This is a genomic window from Phenylobacterium sp. P4_E10 (assembly GCF_056401675.1).
In genome coordinates, this window is record NZ_JBFUIW010000011.1 from 39,644 (window position 1) to 56,041 (window position 16,398).

Genomic DNA, 16,398 nt, shown 5'->3' on the forward strand with positions numbered 1-16,398 from the left:
CGTCCCGGCTGACTGGGACGTGCGGGGAGCATCCCTATGAGATACCTGCCCCTCTCTCCCGCCGACCGCGCCGAAATGTTGGCGACCATCGGCGTCGGCTCGATCGACGACCTGTTCGCCGACGTGCCCGCAGCTGCCCGCCGCAAGGACCTGTTCGATCTGCCGCTGCACGCAGGCGAGATGGAGGTGGAGCGTGAGCTCGCCGGCCTGGCCGCGATGAACCGTCCGGCCGGCGCCGGTCCGTTCTTCTGCGGGGCGGGGGCCTACAAGCACCATGTGCCGGCCACTGTGGACCACATCATCCAGCGGTCGGAATTCCTGACCAGCTACACGCCGTATCAGCCGGAAATCGCCCAGGGCACGCTGCAGGTCCTGTTCGAGTTCCAGACCCAGGTCGCGGCCCTGACCGGCCTCGATGTGGCCAACGCCTCGATGTACGACGGCTCCACCGCCTGCGCCGAAGCGGTGATGATGGCCCAGCGGGTCACCCGCCGTAAGAAGGCCGTCCTGTCGGGCGGCCTGCATCCGCACTACGCAGCCACCACCCAGACCATCGCCCACGCTGAGGGCATGGATATCGTTCGCCAGCCGGTGGCGATCGACGCCGAGGCCGCTGTGCTGGAAGCGATCGACGCCGACACCGCGGCAGTCGTGGTGCAGACCCCGAACGTCTTCGGCGTCGTCACAGACGTGACCAAGATCGCCGAAGCCGCCCACGCCGCCGGCGCTCTGCTGATCGTCGTGACGACCGAGGCGGTCTCCTATGGCCTGCTGAAGTCGCCGGGCGAAATGGGCGCCGACATCGCCGTGGCCGAAGGCCAGTCGATCGGCAACGGCCTGAACTTCGGCGGCCCCTATGTCGGCCTCTTCGCCTGCCGCGAGAAGCTGGTGCGGCAGATGCCGGGCCGGCTCTGCGGCGAAACCGTCGACGCCGACGGCCGCCGCGGCTTCGTGCTGACGCTGTCGACCCGCGAGCAGCACATCCGCCGCGAGAAGGCGACTTCGAACATCTGCACCAATTCGGGGCTCTGCGCCCTGGCCTTCACCATCCACTTGTCGCTGCTGGGCGAGCGCGGGCTGCGCGAGCTGGCGGCGCTGAACCATTCACGGGCCCGCGAACTGCGCGACGCCCTGGCCGCCGTGCCGGGCGTCGAGGTGTTGACCCCGCGCTTCTTCAACGAGTTCGCGATCCGCCTGAAGGGCGATGCGGCCAAGACCGTCGAGGCGCTGCTGGCCGATGGCGTCGTGGCCGGCGTGCCGTTCTCGCGGCTCGATCCAGCTGCCGGACTGGACGACGTCCTGCTGGTCGCGGCGACCGAAACCACCACCACTCAAGACATCCAAGCCTTCGCCCAGGCGCTGGCCGGGAGGACTGCCTAATGACCATGCAAAACGTTGGCCGCCCGACCCGTCCTGAAGCCGACAGCTCGGCCGAGGGCTTCGCCTCTCTGAACGGCGGCCGCGGCCTGCTGCAGGACGAGGCGCTGATTTTCGAACTGGGCGGCTGGGACAAGACCGGCGTCGACCTGGCCCCGGCGGCGCAGGACGCTTCCGACCTGGGCGACCTGGTGCGCGCCGCGCCGATCGGCCTGCCGGGCCTCTCGGAGCCGGAAGCCATGCGCCACTATGTGCGCCTGTCGCAGAAGAACCATGCGATCGATCTGGCGCTCTATCCGCTGGGCTCGTGCACGATGAAGCACAACCCGCGCCTGAACGAGAAGATGGCGCGGCTAGCCGGGTTTTCCGACCTGCATCCGCTGGCCCCGCAATCGACCGTCCAGGGCGCCCTGGCGCTGATGGATCGCCTCGCTCACTGGCTGAAGACCCTGACCGGCATGCCGGCGGTGGCGCTGTCGCCAAAGGCCGGCGCCCACGGCGAGCTCTGCGGCCTGCTGGCCATCAAGGCGGCTCACGAGGCCAAGGGGCAGGGGCATCGCCGCACCGTGCTGGTGCCGACCTCGGCCCACGGCACCAATCCGGCCACCGCCGCCTTCGTCGGCTATTCGGTGGTCGAGATCGCCCAGACCGACGACGGCCGTGTCGACATCGCCGATCTGGCGGCCAAGCTCTCGCCCGAGGTGGCGGCGATCATGGTCACCAACCCGAACACCTGCGGGCTGTTCGAGCGCGACATCCTGGAAATCTCGCGCCTGACCCATGAGGCCGGCGCGTACTTCTACTGCGACGGCGCCAATTTCAACGCCATCGTCGGCCGGGTGCGCCCGGGTGACCTGGGCGTCGACGCCATGCACATCAACCTGCACAAGACCTTCTCGACGCCGCACGGCGGCGGCGGTCCGGGCGCAGGCCCGGTGGTGCTGTCGGAGGCCCTGGCGCCGTTCGCTCCGGCCCCCTGGGTGGTCGCGGGCGAGGGCGGCTTCAAGCTGATCGAGGAGACCATCGAGGAAGCCGGTCAAGGCTTTGGCCGGATGAGCGCCTTCCACGGCCAGATGGGCATGTTCGTGCGGGCCTACGCGTACATGGTCAGCCATGGGACCGACGGCCTGCGGCAGGTGGCCGAGGACGCCGTGCTCAACGCCAACTACATCAAAGCGCGGCTGTCCCCGGTAATGAGCCCGGCGTTCCCGGAAGGGCCGTGCATGCACGAGGCGCTGTTCGACGACAATTGGCTGGAAGACACGGGCGTCACCACGCTCGACTTCGCCAAGGCGATGATCGACGAGGGCTTCCACCCGATGACCATGTACTTCCCGCTGGTTGTCCACGGAGCGATGCTGATCGAGCCGACTGAGACCGAACCGAAGCATGAGCTGGATCGTTTCTGTGATGCGCTCACTGCCCTGGCCCATGCGGCGAAGGCGGGCGACGCGGCTCGGTTCAAGGCGGCGCCGCACCTGGCGCCGTTGCGCCGACTGGACGAAACCCTAGCTGCTCGCAAGCCGCGCCTAACGTGGCGGCCGGATGACAAGGGTGTGTCCCCCGCGCCTCTAGCGGCTGAATAGCCACGGGTGGACGAAAATTAACGGCAGGATCGTCTTTACGACTCCCTGATACGTTCTCATATCGGCAGGACGCCCGACCGCTGGTCCTCCCCAGTTCGGCGCGCGGGCTTATTCCAGGTTGAACAACGTGTCACTCGCCATGCCTAGCGTGCGCGGTCATCGCGCCACCGACGACGTCACTCGCGATCTCGCGGGACGGCTCGTGCGCTTTGGGCTGGTCGTCGTTGGCGCTCTCGTCGTCATCGCCGGCATCCTGATCGCCCCGCTGCCGGGGCCGGGTGGGATCCCGGTGATCGTGGTCGGCCTGATGGTGATCCTGCGCAATTCGTTCAAGGCGCGACGGCAGTTCGTCCGCCTGCATCACGCGCACCCGCGGGTGATCTCACCGATCCGGCGGCTGCTGCGGCGTGACCCGCAAATCCTGAAAATGTCCTGGCATCAGGCTTTGAAGATCGAACGTCTTCTGGCGCCTAAGGGCCTTCGCTTCTTGGTTCGAGGCCGGCGCCTTTTCAGACGCCGGCCCTAAACCCGGACCTACTGGAGCTTGGAGCCCAGCTGGCTGATCGCGCGATCGACCAGCGGGTCAGACTTCACGGCCGAGAGGCGCTTGGTCAGCACCACTTCGGCGGCCTGGGCCGCCAGGTCGGCGGCGGCGGCCTTCACCTCGGCCGCGGCTTGCGCCTCGGCGTTGGCGATCTTGCGTTCGGCCAGTTGCTGACGGCGAGCCAGGCTCTCCTCCAGCTTCGCCTTCGCGTCGGCCTCGTAGCGACGGGCCTCCTCGTGGGCGGCGGCCAGCATCTCCTTGGCCTGTACCTCGGCTTCCGCACGCTCGGTCTTGAGTTGGGCCAGCAGGCGCTGGGCTTCCTCACGGATCCGGGCGGCTTCGTCCAGGTCGGCCTGGATCTTGGATGTCTTGGCGTCCAGGGCGGCGTTGATCGCCTTCGGGGCCTTGGCCACGAAGATCACGATGCCCAGGAAGATGAGCAGGCCAATGCCAACCCATGTTTCGGCTTCTGCGAGCAACTCAGGCATCAGGCGGCTCCTTGAACGCGGGCGGTGAGCGCCGCGTCGATCTCGGCCCCGGTCACCTTCTGACCGGTCAGCTTCTCGACCATGGCCTGAGCCGTCTCGCCGGCGATGCCGCGGACGTTGGACATGGCCTGGTCGCGCAGACCGCGGATGCGGGTTTCGGCCTCATCCATCTGAGCTTGCAGGCGCTCGTCCTCAGCCTTTTGGCTGCGGGCCAGTTCGCCGGCGGCCTTGGCCTTGGCTTCGACGGCGAGACCACGCGCGCGGGCGCGGGCTTCGTCGATCTCGGCTTGGGCGGCCTTGGCTTGCGCCTCGGCCTCGGCCTGGACGCTACGCGCCTGGTTCACCGCGTCGGCGATGGTGGCGGCGCGGTCGTCCTGGATCTTGCGGAGCCGCGGCACGAAGACCTTGGCCAGCAGGACGTAGAGGACGGCGAAGATGAGGAAGAGCCAGACGATCTGACCGCCCCAGTATTCCATTCGGAACTGGGGCAGACCGCCGCTCGCTTCGCCACCGTGAGCGGCGGCGACTTCCGTCGTGCCGGCCGGAGCGTTGGCCCCGTGCTCGACGCCGTCGGTATCGGCGTGGGTAGTGGTCTCGGCGGCCATAAGGCTTAGGCGTCCTTAAAAACGCAGGTCAGGGCGCGGCGTTGTCGACGCGCCCCTCGGGACCTGCGGATCTGGCTTTAGGAGAACAGGATGAGCAGGCCGAGCACGAAGGCCAGAATGCCCAGAGCTTCGGTCAGAGCCGCGCCGAGGATCAGGTTGGTGAACTGGCCGCCGGCGGCCGACGGGTTGCGCGTGGCGCCCGCCAGGAAGTGGCCGAAGATGGTGCCGACGCCGACGCCGGCGCCGATCATGCCGAGGGTCGCCAGGCCAGCGCCGATGTACTTAGCGGCTTGCGGATCCATAGTTTTCAGTCCCGTTTGAAGTTGAAGAGGTAGAGTTGCTGTTCGGCGATCAGTGGTGATGGCCGAGGTTGACCACGTCGTTGAGATAGACGCAGGCCAGAACCGCGAAAACGAAGGCCTGCAGGAAGGCCACCAGGAACTCCAGCGCCGTCAGAGCCACGACGCCGCCCAGCGACAGCGCGGCGGCCGCGAAGCCCAGGCTGGCGACACCGCCGGTCATGCCCAAGGCGGTCAGCGAGACGACGAAGCCAGCGAACACCTTCAGGGCCACGTGGCCGCCGAGCATGTTGCCGAACAGACGCAGAGCCAGGGTGACCGGGCGCAGCAGGAAGGAGAGGATCTCGATCGGAGTGACCAGGATCAGCATGTACCAGGGGATGCCGGCCGGGACGAACAGCTTGTACATGTTCGCGCCGTTGCGCAGCACGCCGTAGAGGATGACGATCAGGATGGTCATGACGGCCAGCGAGGCGGTGACCGCCAGTTGCGAGGTCGCCGTGAAGACCAGGAACAGGCCCAGCATGTTCATCGCCAGGATGAACATGAACAGGGTGAAGATGTACGGGAAGAACTTCCGGCCTTCGTGGCCGATGATCCCGACGACAAGGTCGTCGATATAGCTGAAGACCCCCTCGCCGATGACCTGCAAGCGGCCCGGTACGACGGCGGCCTTGGCGGTGGTCACCGCAAAGAACACAACGACCAGGGTCGCGGCCAGCAGCATGGCGACGGTCGAATTGGTAATCGACAGGTCGATAGCGCCGATGCCCGGAAGGGTGATGGCGGGCAGATCCAGCACCTTCTGGATCTCAAACTGATGCATCGGGTCGGCCATGCCGCCTCGAACTCCTTCAATCGTCCTCGTCGTCGGGGGGGAGATCCTGAGGCGGACCCCACTCCCTCGCCGCTTCGGCGGACATGCGCTGAGCCGAACTAACGGCCATCCAAATCGAAACTCCGAAGCCCACCAGGACTCCGATGATCATCCCCCAAGGCGCCGTCTTAAGAACAACGTCCGCCCCGGCGCCGAAGCCCAGCCCCACAAAGACGCCGCCTATCAGCACGCCCATGAGGCGATAGCCGTAGCCGGCGGCTTGGGAGCCATAGTCGCGCGGCGTCTGAGCCGTACGCTGTTCCAGCGCAGCAGCCCTTTCGTCGAGGCTCCTGATAGCCTCGTCGCGCGAATTTTCCGGATGCGGCATGCGTTGCGGCCTAAAGGACCACGACGTCGCCCGCCGCGGCCGGGGCTTCAAGTCGCGCGGAACCTATAGACGCGGGTGCAGTGCGTCAAGGCTGGGGTTGTGTGATTTAGGGTATTGTATTCGTTACATAATCTGGCGTCGCGACAACTCGTCCTGCCGCCCCTGCGACCGTATGGCGGACCTGGGCGCCGGACGGGGCCGGGATTCCCTTGCGGAACGCCCGTCTATTGCGCCGCCATGGCCTCGGCTTGACGCAGATCGACGGAGACCAACTGCGACACTCCGCGCTCGGCCATGGTCACCCCGAACAGCCGATCCATGCGAGCCATGGTCACCGGATTGTGGGTGATGGTGATGAATCGGGTCTCGGTGCGCCGGCGCATCTCGTCGAGCAGGTTGCAGTAGCGATCGACATTGGCGTCATCGAGCGGGGCGTCCACCTCGTCCAGGACGCAGATCGGCGCCGGCTGGGCGAGGAACACGCCGAAGATCAGGGCGCAGGCGGTCAGCGCCTGCTCGCCGCCGCTCATCAGGCTCATGGTCGAGAGCCGCTTGCCGGGCGGGCAGGCGTAGATTTCCAGGCCGGCTTCCAGCGGATCGTCGGATTCGACCAGCCTGAGCTCGGCCTGGCCGCCCTGGAACAGGGCCTGGAAGAGCGCCTTGAAGTGCTCGTTGATGACCTCGAAGGCGGCCAGCAGCCGTTCACGGCCTTCGCCGTTCAGCTCGTCGATGCCTTGGCGCAGGCGGGCGATGGCCCCGGTCAGGTCGGCGCGCTCGCTGAGCATGGTCTCCAAGCGGGCAGCGTGCTCGTTGGCCTCTTCCTCGGCGCGCAGGTTCACCGCCCCGATCGAGTCGCGCTGGCGTTCGAGATTGTAGAGGTGAGCCTCCATGCCGCCGGCGTCGGTCGGGATGGCGACTGCCTCGTCCGACAACTTGCGGCCCAGTTGCTCGGGCTCAATGCGGGCGGTCTCGCGGATCTGGCCGGTAATCTCGGCCAAGCGCTCGATGGCGGCTTCCAGCTTGGCGGCAAGGGAGGCGCGCAATTCGCGGGCTTGCCCGGCCGCGCCTTCGGCGGCGCGCAAGGCGCGGTCGGCCTGGGTGCGGGCGGCCTCGGCCTGAGCCAGGGCGTCGGAGGACTGGGCGCGGCGGGCCTCTGCGGCGGCCAGTTCGTCGAGCAGTTTGCCGAGCCGTTCCTGATGCGAGGCCGGAGCTTCCTGCGCCTTGTCGAGATTGGCCTGCACCTTGGCGCGGCCCTCGGCCAGATCGTCCAGGCGACGAGTGGCGGCCTTGCCGCGGCGGGTCCAGTCGTCGGCGTCGCGCTTGAGGTTCTCGTGACGGCGAGCGCGGCCGTCCCGTTCGCGCACTTCCTGCTCCAGCTCCGAGCGCGCGGCGGCGGCGGTCTCGCGGGCCGGGCCGGCGGCGGCACGCGCTGCGAGCAGGCGCTCGGCGACGTCGCCGGCCTCGCCGTCGCTGGAGGTTTCCGCGATCGCCACGGCCAGGATCGCCTCGGCGTCGGTGAGCTCAGCCTCGAAGCGGCCGATCATGTCGTCCAGCGACTGGGCCTGCGCCTCGCGGCGGGTGGCCTCGCGGTCCAGCTTCTCAAGGGTTCCGCGCGCCGCGGAGACCTTCTGTTCGGCGACCGGCGGCTCACGGCGGGCGTTGCGTACGGCGTCCTCGGCGGTGCGCATGCGGGTGCTGGCGGCCTGCAGGGCCTCCTTGGCGGAGGCCGCCTTGGGCGAGATCGACTCGATCTCGGTTTCCACCTCGGCCAGCCGGGTCTTCTGCTCCATGCGGATGGCGGCCGGCTTGGGCGCGTCGGCGCGGGCGACGAAACCGTCCCAGCGCCAGAGGTCGCCCTCCTTGGAGACCAGTCGAGCGCCGGGCGGCAGCAGCGACTGCAGTCGGTCGCCATCCTCGCGCGCCACCACGGCGATGTAGGCAAGGCGGGCGGCCAGGGCTTCGGGAGCCTTGACCTTCGCAGTCAGCGGCTCGGCCCCATCGGGCCAGGTCGCGGGCGAAGCCTCGCCGCCGCCCCAGTAGGCGGGCGCCTTCGGATCCAGCGCGGCGTCCAGGTCGTCGCCGAGCGCAGCGGCGACCGCGCGTTCGTAGCCGCGCGCGGGGGCCACGGAGTCCAGAGCCGGGGCGAAACCGGCCCGGCGCTGCTGGGCGACGATCTGCGCCAGCGCGCGGGCTTCGGCGGTCAGCCGGCCGAGTTGCTCGTCCTGGCGGCGTGAGGCCTCGCGCGCCTCGGCCTCGGCGGCGGCGGCCTTGCCGCGCTCCTCCTCGGCGGCCTCGAGCGCCGCGCGCAGGGCGGTGAGCGCGGCCTGGGCGCGGTCGAGTTCGGCCCGAGCGTCTTCGATCTGCGGTGTCACCGCCGGCCCGAGCTGAGCGCGTTCGGACTTGGCTTGGTCGAGGGCGCGACGGGTGCGGGCGACGCGGTTCTGGGCTTCGTCGACGCGGGCGGCGCCGGCGCGGCGGCGAGCCTCGTCGGCGGCGGCCTGGGCGGCCAGCTCTTCGACCGCCTTGTCGGCGGCGATGCGGGCTTGCTCGGCGGCGCGGGCCGCGGCTTCCAGTTCGGGGACCCGTTCGGGCGCGGCGGCGATGGCCGCTTCCAGCGCTTCCAGGTCTTCGGCCATGCGCGCCAAGGCGTGGTCGGCGTCGTGGGCGATCTGGGTCTCACGGGCGCGGTCGGCGTCGATGCGGCCGAGATCGGCGCTCAGCCGCTCGACCTCCGCGGCCAGGGCCTCGCCCTCGCGCTCCAGCCGGTCCTTGTCGATCGCCAGACGGTTGAGGATGGCGGCGGCGATGGTCTCGGCCTCGCGCAGCGGCTTGATGGCTTCCTCGGCCTGGGCCGCCCGGGTCGTGGCTGCAGCGGCTTCGCGAGTGTTGGCTTCCACGGCGGCGGCGGCGGCGGCGGCGTCTTCGCGCAGGCGGGCGGCGGCGTCGCGGGCCTCGGACCAGCGCGAGAACAGCACGGCGCCCTGCAAGGCGCGGATCTCCGCGGACAGCTTCTTGTAGCGTTCGGCCTGGCGGGCCTCGCGCTTCAGGCGGTTCAGCGCGCTCTCCAGCTCACGCGATACGTCGTCGAGGCGCGCCAGGTTGGTTTCGGCCGCCCGCAGCCGCAACTCGGCCTCGTGGCGGCGGGAGTGGAGGCCCGAGACGCCGGCCGCCTCTTCCAGGATCAGGCGGCGGTTCTGCGGCTTGGCGGCGATCAGTTCGGAGATCTGGCCCTGGCGGACCAGGGCCGGCGAGTTGGAGCCGGTGGAGGCGTCCGCGAACAGCAACTGGACGTCGCGGGCGCGAACCTCGCGGCCATTGATCTTGTAGGTCGATCCGGCGCCCTTATCGATCCGCCGGACCACCTCCAGCACCGGCGTGTCGTTGAAGGCTGGCGGCGCGCGGCGGTCGCTGTTGTCGATGGTCAGGGTGACCTCGGCGTGGTTGCGCGAGGCGCGGGCCCCGGAGCCGGCGAAGATCACGTCGTCCATGCCGCCGGCGCGCATCGCCTTGGCGGAATTGGCCCCCATCACCCAGCGCAGCGCTTCCAGCAGGTTCGACTTGCCGCAGCCGTTCGGCCCGACGATGCCCGTGACTCCGGGCTCGATCCGAAATTCCGTCGGATCGACGAAGGACTTGAACCCGGAGAGTCTGAGGCGCTGGAAGTGCACGGGCCCGGGGCGCCTCCCTATCGCTTGGAGGCCGCGGCCACAGCCGCGTCGAGATCTGCGGCGCTCATCTCGCCTTCCTTCACCTTCTTGCCGTTGAAGAAGAAGGTCGGCGTGCCGCTGATGGCGCCTTCTTGTGCGGCCTTATTCACTCGGGTCTGCATTGCTTCCAGGGCGGCCTGATCGGTGATGCAGGCCTTGACCTGTTCCTCGCCCAGCCCGCCGGCGGCGCCGGCGCGGACAATCGAGGCCAGCGCGTTGCCGGTCGTGGACCATTCCGGAAACTCGCGAAACATCGCATCGACGACGGTGAAGTACTTGTCCTTGCCGGCGCAGCGCGCGGTCATGAAGCCGGCGGCGGCCACCTCATGCGGCGCGGTCAGGATCTCGCGCAGCGTGTAGTGCACCTTGCCGGTGTCGATGTACTTCTTCTTGAAGGGCGGGAAGATCTCGTTGTTGAAGGTCGCGCAGTGGCTGCAGCTCAGCGAGGCGTACTCGACCATCTTCACCTTGGCGCTCGGCTTGCCAAGGGTCATGTCGCCGACGGCCGGCGGCGGCGCAGCCAGCGCCGAACCGCCTGCAAAGGCTAGCGTCGCGAGGACGGCTATGGCGATGCGGCGGTTCGGCTTGGTCATGGCTACTTCGAGGCCTCGGCGATGGCCGCGTCGAGCTCGGACATGCTCATCTCGCCTTCTTTCACGGTCTTGCCGTTGATCTTGAAGGTCGGGGTGGCCGCGATCTTGTCGGTCTTGATGGCCTTTTCGACGCGGGCGTCCAGCGCCTTCAGGGCCGCCTCGTCGGTGATGCAGGCGTTGAACTGCTCTTCCGTCAGGCCCGCCGATTGAGCGGTGCGAAGCAGCACGCCGCGCATGTCGCCGGTGGTGAACATCTCTTCCTGGGCGTGGAAGATCGCGTCGGTGACGTTGAAGTACTTATCCTTGCCGGCGCAACGGGCGATCAGGAAGCCGGCGGCGGCGACCTGGTTCGGCGGGGTCAGGAATTCCTTGAAGGTGTAGTGCACCTTGCCGGTGTCGATGTACTTCTTCTTGAACTCCGGGAAGACCTCGTTGTTGAACTTGCCGCAGTGGCTGCAGGTGAGTGAGGCGTACTCGGTCATCTTCACCTTGGCGTTCGGATCGCCCAGGGTCATGTCGGCGGTGTCGGCAGCCCCGCCGCCGCTCTTGGAGCAGCCGGCCAGGGCGAGCGCGCCCAGGGCCGCGACGACGAGAAGACGACGGTTGAAGTTCGGCATTTGCACCTCTGCGGAAGTCCGAATGATTGAGTAAAGCGCGATTCCCGGCCGCAGGAACGTGGCGGCTGACTCAAAGTCAACCGGGGGTGCGCCGCATAACGCCCCGACCCAAGCTGAGCAATGCGGCTTTCAGAGGGCCGTCGGGGGCCTTGTCCAGACCCTTGTTCAGTTCGGCCTCGGCCGCGGCGTCGAGCGGCGCGGTCCGGCGGCGGGCCGGCTTGGCGGCGTCGGCGCTCGTGGCGCGCAAGGGTCCTTGCACGATGCGCAGCTTGTTCACCGCGCCCTCGCCGAGGAAGAGGTTCACCCGTGCGACGATCTCTGGGGCCTGATGCTGGATCAGGGCGGCCGAAGCGCCGGCGACACGGATCTCCAGCGCGCCGGGCCCGCCGCCGCGCGGCTTGCTGAGCTTCACCGGCTCGGTGCGCTTGGCGATCTCGGGCCCGACGATCTCGCGCCAGCGAGCCTGTAGCGCGCCTGGGCCCTGGCCGTACTTGGCGTCCAGTTCCTTGAGCAGCTTGGAGAGCCCGCGCGCGGCGACCGGCGGCGGCCGGTGCTGCGGCCGCGTGCGCTTGCGCGAGAGGATCGCGGCGGCTTCGGCGTGAGTGGGCAGCGGGCGAGGCATTGTACGCACTCTACAACAGGGCTCCCCGTCGAGGCGAGGATCGGTTAGCGAGGGAGGGTGAGCCCCGAGACCCTGCGCGCCCGACTGCTGGCCTGGTACGACGCCAACGCCCGCGACCTGCCTTGGCGGGTTGGGCCGGCCGATCAGGCCGTTGGCGTGCGCGCCGATCCTTATCGGGTCTGGCTATCGGAGGTGATGCTGCAGCAGACCACCGTGCCGCACGCCGCTCCCTACTTCCTGAAGTTCATCCGCCGCTGGCCGAGCGTCGCGGACCTGGCGGCCGAGGACGACGGCGAGGTGATGGCCGCCTGGGCCGGGCTTGGCTACTACGCCCGGGCCCGCAACCTGCTGGCCTGCGCGAGGGCTGTGGCGCGGGGCCATGGCGGGGTGTTTCCCGATACGGAAGAAGGGCTTAGGTCGTTGCCAGGACTGGGGCCCTATACCGCCGCCGCGGTCGGGGCGATCGCCTTCGACCTGCCGACCAACGTGGTCGACGGCAATGTCGAGCGGGTGATGGCGCGGCTGTTCGCGGTCGAGGCGCCGATGCCCGAGGGCAAGGCCGACCTCAAGACCCTGGCCGGCGCGCTGGTCCGCAACGAGCGGCCCGGCGACTGGGCGCAGGCGCTGATGGACCTGGGGGCCACGGTCTGCCGTCCCAAGGCCCCGCTGTGCGACCGCTGCCCGCTGGCCGAGGGCTGCGCAGGGCTGGCCGGCGGCGAGCCGGAGACCTATCCGCGCAAGACCCCGAAGGCCGCGCGGCCGCACCGCAACGGCGTGGCCTATATCCTCACGCGTGGAAGCGAGGTGGCGCTGGTGCGACGACCGCCGAAGGGGTTGCTCGGCGGAATGCTGGCCCTGCCGACCAGCGACTGGCGGGCGATCGGGTGGACCGACGCCGAGGCGGCCGCCGCTGCGCCTGCGTTCGCCGACTGGCGGGCAGTGGGCGAGGTCGAGCACGTGTTCACGCACTTCAGCCTGACCCTGCGCCTGATGCGCGCCGAGGGCGATGCGGACGGCGTGATCTGGACCCCGCGCGCAGGCCTCGAGGCCCTACCGAGCGTGTTTCTGAAGGCGGCGCGAGCGGGGCTGGGCAACCTGCTCTAGGCCTGCGGCATCGCCGAGCGGATCTTGGCGCGCAGCACGTCGATCGGGGCCAGGCCCTTGTCCGACTTGAAGTGCCAGTAGGTCCAACCGTTGCAGGCCGGCGCCGATTGCACCATCGCCCCGACCTTGTGGATCGAGCCGGAGAGGTCGCCGACCACCAGGCTGCCGTCAGCGCGCACGCGGGCCATGCGCTCGCCCTTGGGGCAGTAGAGCGCGTCGCCGGGGCTGAGCAGGCCAGCTTCCAGCACCTGGCCGAAGGGCACGCGCGGCTCGGACTTCTTGGAGCCGGTGACCTCAAGGTCGCCAGGAGCGATCGGGATGATCTTCGAGATCCGCTCGCGGGCGAGCTTCACGTACTTCTCTTCCTGCTCCAGGCCGATGTAGCGACGGCCGAGGCGCTTGGCCGCCGCGCCGGTGGTGCCGGTGCCGAAGAACGGGTCGAGGATGATGTCGCCGGGCTTGGTCGAGGCCAGGATCACCCGGTGCAGCAGGGCTTCCGGCTTCTGCGTCGGATGGGCCTTGGCGCCGTTCTCGTCCTTCAGGCGCTCTTCGCCGGTGCACAGCGGGAAGGTCCAGTCCGAGCGCATCTGAACGTCGTCATTGGCCATCTTCATGGCGTCGTAGTTGAAGGTGTAGCGGCGCGAGCCGCGGCCCTTTGCGGCCCAGATCAGGGTCTCGTGGGCGTTGGTGAACCGGGTGCCCTTGAAGTTCGGCATCGGGTTGGTCTTGCGCCAGACGATGTCGTTCAGCAGCCAGAACCCCAGGTCCTGCAAGGTGGCGCCGACCCGGAAGATGTTGTGGTAGCTGCCGATCACCCACAGGGCGCCGTCGTCCTTCAGCACCCGGCGGCATTCTGTCAGCCACTCGCGGGTGAACTTGTCGTAGGCCGCGAAGCTCTCGAACTGGTCCCAGTGGTCGTCGACCGCATCGACCTTGGAATTGTCGGGACGCAGCAGGTCGCCGCCGAGCTGGAGGTTGTAGGGCGGGTCGGCGAAGACAAGGTCGACCGACTTTTCGGGGAGCTTCTTCAGCTCCGCGATGCAGTCGCCTTGAATGATCGTGTCGGCCAGTACGCCCATAGCTCACCTCGATGTCCGGAGTCAGAATCCTGAGTCATCGTGGTGAAGAGCCCGTTTCCGAACGTGGTTAACGGGCGTTAGCCATGTTTTAGCCGCGCCAGCCGACGGAGGCTCCGTGCGGGTGAACTTGGGCCAACAGACGCTCTTCGCCGCCGGGCCACAGGGTCAGACGTACTTCCATGGCGGCCATGTTGTCGGCCGGAGGCTCCATCCGCAACCACGCCAGGGGTGCGTCGGGCGTCGCAGTTTGCGCTTGTTCGTCAATGGCTTGGCGCAGGGCGGCCTGGCTTTCCGGCGTCATGTACTGCCAAAACACGGAGTGGTAGATGACCGTGGCGGCGCCGGCGCGCGGCGCGGCCGTGCGGCGTGTCCAGTCGATGGCGTCGGCGGTTTCCACGCGGACCCGATTGTCGAGGGCGACCTCGATCGCGGCGCGAATTCGTTCCAGACGCTCGAACTGATCGGGCCAGACATAGGCCAGCAAGCGGTGGCGAAGGACGGGATCGGTCAGGTCCACGGGCCGCCGGTCGCAGGCGGCGCGCTCCAGGACTTCTACCTTGGCGTCCAGTGGCGGGAGCGACCCGGACCAGGCGGTGGGCAGCAGAACCGGACTCGCCGGGCCCCAGGCTGCGCCGCCGAGGTCGTAATGGTAGCGGTCCCAGGAGAGGTTGAGGCCGGCGCTGGCGGCGATCTCGAAACAGCGTAGCGGCAGGCCGGTCTGCGCGGCGATGGTCAGGAAGCCGCCCAGCAGGCAGACCGAGCGGCGGACCTCGTTGGTCTGCGGTTCGTGGTCCATGAAGGCGGCGAGGCGGTCGGCCTGCTCGACCATCGCGCGGCGGGCCGGGGCCCAGGCGGCCGCGGGGTCGAAATCCTTGCCGGGCTTCGGATAGGCGGCGGCCAGAACCGGGTCATCGCCGCTCAGCACCAAGTCGTGCAAGGCCCCGAGCAGGCGAAGGGGGACCGCCGCGGCCATCTGGGCGCGCAGGTCGGCGTCGGCCCAGGGGGCCATCAGGGCCGCGGTTGGGCCACCGGCCTCCAGGTCGTCGGCGGCCAACTCCAGAAGCCTGGCGTGAAACGGCGAACCGAGGGCGGTGCAGGCCTTGGCCTGCAGGCGAAGGGATTGAGACGACGCGTTGTCCATGACCCCGCGATCAGGCCGCGGCGGTCAACGGTCAATCTTGATTCAATTGATCAATCCGCCAGCGCCGGCAACTGGCCGCGCTCGGCAAGGGCCAGGCGGATCGGCTCCCAGCCGCGGCGGTGGATCGGGCAAGGGCCAAGGCTGCGGAGGGCCTCGACGTGGACCTGGGCGTGGTAGCCCTTGTGACCGGCGAAGCCGTAGCCGGGATAGAGGGCGTCCATTTCGACCATCAGCCGGTCGCGGGCGGTCTTGGCCAGGATCGAGGCCGCGGCGATCGAGGCGCTGATGCTGTCGCCCTTGACCACGGTATTGATTTCGCAGGGTAATTTGAACTTGTAGTTGCCGTCGACGAGAGCGAAGGCGGGTGCGACCGCCAGAGCCTCGACGGCCCGGCGCATGGCCAGGCCGGTGGCGTGCAGGATGTTCAGCTCGTCGATCTCGTCGACGCTGGCGAAGCCGACACCCCAGGCGACCGCGACCGCCTTGATCTCCACCTCCAAGGCGTCGCGAGCCTTGGCGCTGAGCTTCTTTGAATCGTTGAGGCCTTCGGGGACGCGCTTGGGATCGAGGATCACGGCGCCGGCGCTGACCGGGCCGGCCCAGGGGCCGCGCCCAGCCTCGTCCACCCCGCAGACGGGGCCGGTCGGGCAGGCGAATTCGAGCATCATGTCCGGCATTAACGCACCAGCCGTTTGACTTGTTCGTGGCGGTGGCAGCAGGTCAGGTGGTCGTTGACGAAGCCGGTGGCCTGCATGAATGCGTAGACGATCACCGGGCCGACGAACTTGAAGCCCTTGGATTTCAAGGCTTTCGACATTTCCTCGGCGACCCGCGTCTGGGTCGGGACCTGGCCGATCTCGGTCCAGCTGTTCTGGATCACCCGGCCGTTGGTGAAGCTCCAGAGGAACTGGCTGAAGTCCTCGCCCGCCTCGCGCATGTCCAGATAGATCCGTGCGCCGGAGATGGCGGCGTCGATCTTGCCGTTCGAACGGACGATGCCGGCGTTGGCCATCAGGGCCTCGCGCTCGGCCTCGCCGAACCGGGCGACGACGTCCGGATCGAAGCCGGCGAAGGCCTCGCGGAAGGCGTCGCGCTTGCGCAGGATGGTGATCCAGGAAAGCCCGGCCTGGAAACCATCGAGCACCAGCTTCTCCCAGAGGGCGCGGGAATCGTACTCCGGCACCCCCCATTCGGTGTCGTGATAGGTCTCGTAGAGTGCGTCGCCGGCCATACCGCGCCAGCCGCATCGAATCAGGTCGCCGGTCATGAGGCGCAGTCTTGGCTTTCGGCAGGGAGGGCTTCAAGGGCGCCGATAGGCGGCGTTTCTTGAGGCTATCGGCAGGTTTTCGTCGGCGACCTTCCACCAACTGTCACGGTAGAGCGCCAGAACGCCGGATGTCGCAGGGGCGAGGCGGCCGGGCGCCCGGTCAA

At 68.6% G+C, this 16,398-nt stretch carries 17 protein-coding genes; 4 read left to right on the forward strand and 13 right to left on the reverse strand.

What is annotated here, in order from left to right; genetic code table 11:
* Positions 1-36 precede the first annotated feature (36 nt).
* The 3 genes from gcvPA (at position 37) to AC1DQJ_RS13810 (ending at position 3,489) form a co-directional block, all read left to right on the forward strand.
* Entirely contained in the window at positions 37-1,380 is a 1,344-nt protein-coding gene (gene gcvPA / locus AC1DQJ_RS13800; RefSeq protein WP_477604203.1) for an aminomethyl-transferring glycine dehydrogenase subunit GcvPA, read from the forward strand.
* On the forward strand, positions 1,380-2,963 hold the full coding sequence (gene gcvPB, locus AC1DQJ_RS13805; RefSeq protein WP_477604205.1) for an aminomethyl-transferring glycine dehydrogenase subunit GcvPB: 1,584 nt from the start codon (positions 1,380-1,382) through the stop codon (positions 2,961-2,963). The genes gcvPA and gcvPB overlap by 1 nt, the downstream gene beginning before the upstream one ends.
* A gap of 139 nt (positions 2,964-3,102) precedes the next feature.
* On the forward strand, positions 3,103-3,489 hold the full coding sequence (locus tag AC1DQJ_RS13810) for a PGPGW domain-containing protein (RefSeq protein ID WP_477604207.1): 387 nt from the start codon (positions 3,103-3,105) through the stop codon (positions 3,487-3,489).
* A gap of 8 nt (positions 3,490-3,497) precedes the next feature.
* On the opposite strand, the gene AC1DQJ_RS13815 is transcribed toward AC1DQJ_RS13810, so the two are convergent.
* From AC1DQJ_RS13815 to AC1DQJ_RS13855, 9 genes are all read right to left on the reverse strand, one after another.
* A complete protein-coding gene (locus tag AC1DQJ_RS13815) occupies positions 3,498-3,995 on the reverse strand; it encodes a F0F1 ATP synthase subunit B (RefSeq protein ID WP_477604209.1) in 498 nt (165 codons plus the stop codon).
* Positions 3,995-4,600, reverse strand: a complete 606-nt coding sequence (locus tag AC1DQJ_RS13820) for a F0F1 ATP synthase subunit B family protein (protein ID WP_477604211.1) — start codon at positions 4,598-4,600, stop codon at positions 3,995-3,997. Before AC1DQJ_RS13820 ends, AC1DQJ_RS13815 begins: the two co-directional genes overlap by 1 nt.
* Positions 4,601-4,677: 77 nt before the next feature.
* A complete protein-coding gene (locus AC1DQJ_RS13825) occupies positions 4,678-4,902 on the reverse strand; it encodes a F0F1 ATP synthase subunit C (protein WP_477604213.1) in 225 nt (74 codons plus the stop codon).
* A 49-nt stretch (positions 4,903-4,951) separates the two neighbouring features.
* Positions 4,952-5,737 carry a F0F1 ATP synthase subunit A gene (locus AC1DQJ_RS13830; RefSeq protein ID WP_477604215.1) on the reverse strand — a complete coding sequence of 262 codons (786 nt, stop codon included), beginning with the start codon at positions 5,735-5,737 and terminating at the stop codon, positions 4,952-4,954.
* A gap of 16 nt (positions 5,738-5,753) precedes the next feature.
* Positions 5,754-6,104 carry an AtpZ/AtpI family protein gene (locus tag AC1DQJ_RS13835; RefSeq protein WP_477604217.1) on the reverse strand — a complete coding sequence of 117 codons (351 nt, stop codon included), beginning with the start codon at positions 6,102-6,104 and terminating at the stop codon, positions 5,754-5,756.
* 224 nt (positions 6,105-6,328) lie between these two features.
* Entirely contained in the window at positions 6,329-9,772 is a 3,444-nt protein-coding gene (locus AC1DQJ_RS13840; RefSeq protein WP_477604219.1) for an AAA family ATPase, read from the reverse strand.
* Positions 9,773-9,789: 17 nt separating this feature from the next.
* A complete protein-coding gene (locus tag AC1DQJ_RS13845) occupies positions 9,790-10,404 on the reverse strand; it encodes a thioredoxin domain-containing protein (RefSeq protein WP_477604221.1) in 615 nt (204 codons plus the stop codon).
* A gap of 2 nt (positions 10,405-10,406) precedes the next feature.
* On the reverse strand, positions 10,407-11,021 hold the full coding sequence (locus tag AC1DQJ_RS13850) for a DsbA family protein (RefSeq protein WP_477604223.1): 615 nt from the start codon (positions 11,019-11,021) through the stop codon (positions 10,407-10,409).
* A 76-nt stretch (positions 11,022-11,097) separates the two neighbouring features.
* On the reverse strand, positions 11,098-11,643 hold the full coding sequence (locus AC1DQJ_RS13855; protein WP_477604225.1) for a DUF721 domain-containing protein: 546 nt from the start codon (positions 11,641-11,643) through the stop codon (positions 11,098-11,100).
* Positions 11,644-11,700: 57 nt separating this feature from the next.
* On the opposite strand from AC1DQJ_RS13855, the gene mutY reads away from it, so the two are divergent.
* Positions 11,701-12,747 (forward strand): A/G-specific adenine glycosylase, encoded by a 1,047-nt coding sequence (mutY, locus tag AC1DQJ_RS13860; protein WP_477604227.1) that lies wholly within the window; start codon positions 11,701-11,703, stop codon positions 12,745-12,747.
* Here mutY and AC1DQJ_RS13865 read toward each other — a convergent pair.
* The 4 genes from AC1DQJ_RS13865 to AC1DQJ_RS13880 all read right to left on the reverse strand — a co-directional run bounded on the left by AC1DQJ_RS13865 (position 12,744) and on the right by AC1DQJ_RS13880 (position 16,234).
* On the reverse strand, positions 12,744-13,826 hold the full coding sequence (locus AC1DQJ_RS13865) for a DNA methyltransferase (RefSeq protein WP_477604229.1): 1,083 nt from the start codon (positions 13,824-13,826) through the stop codon (positions 12,744-12,746). The genes mutY and AC1DQJ_RS13865 overlap by 4 nt on opposite strands.
* Positions 13,827-13,914: 88 nt before the next feature.
* Positions 13,915-14,967, reverse strand: a complete 1,053-nt coding sequence (locus tag AC1DQJ_RS13870; RefSeq protein ID WP_477604231.1) for a DUF2332 domain-containing protein — start codon at positions 14,965-14,967, stop codon at positions 13,915-13,917.
* A 50-nt stretch (positions 14,968-15,017) separates the two neighbouring features.
* Positions 15,018-15,644 carry a ribonuclease HII gene (locus AC1DQJ_RS13875; RefSeq protein WP_477604233.1) on the reverse strand — a complete coding sequence of 209 codons (627 nt, stop codon included), beginning with the start codon at positions 15,642-15,644 and terminating at the stop codon, positions 15,018-15,020.
* Positions 15,644-16,234, reverse strand: a complete 591-nt coding sequence (locus tag AC1DQJ_RS13880; RefSeq protein WP_477604235.1) for a DNA-3-methyladenine glycosylase I — start codon at positions 16,232-16,234, stop codon at positions 15,644-15,646. The genes AC1DQJ_RS13875 and AC1DQJ_RS13880 overlap by 1 nt, the downstream gene beginning before the upstream one ends.
* Positions 16,235-16,398 lie beyond the last annotated feature (164 nt).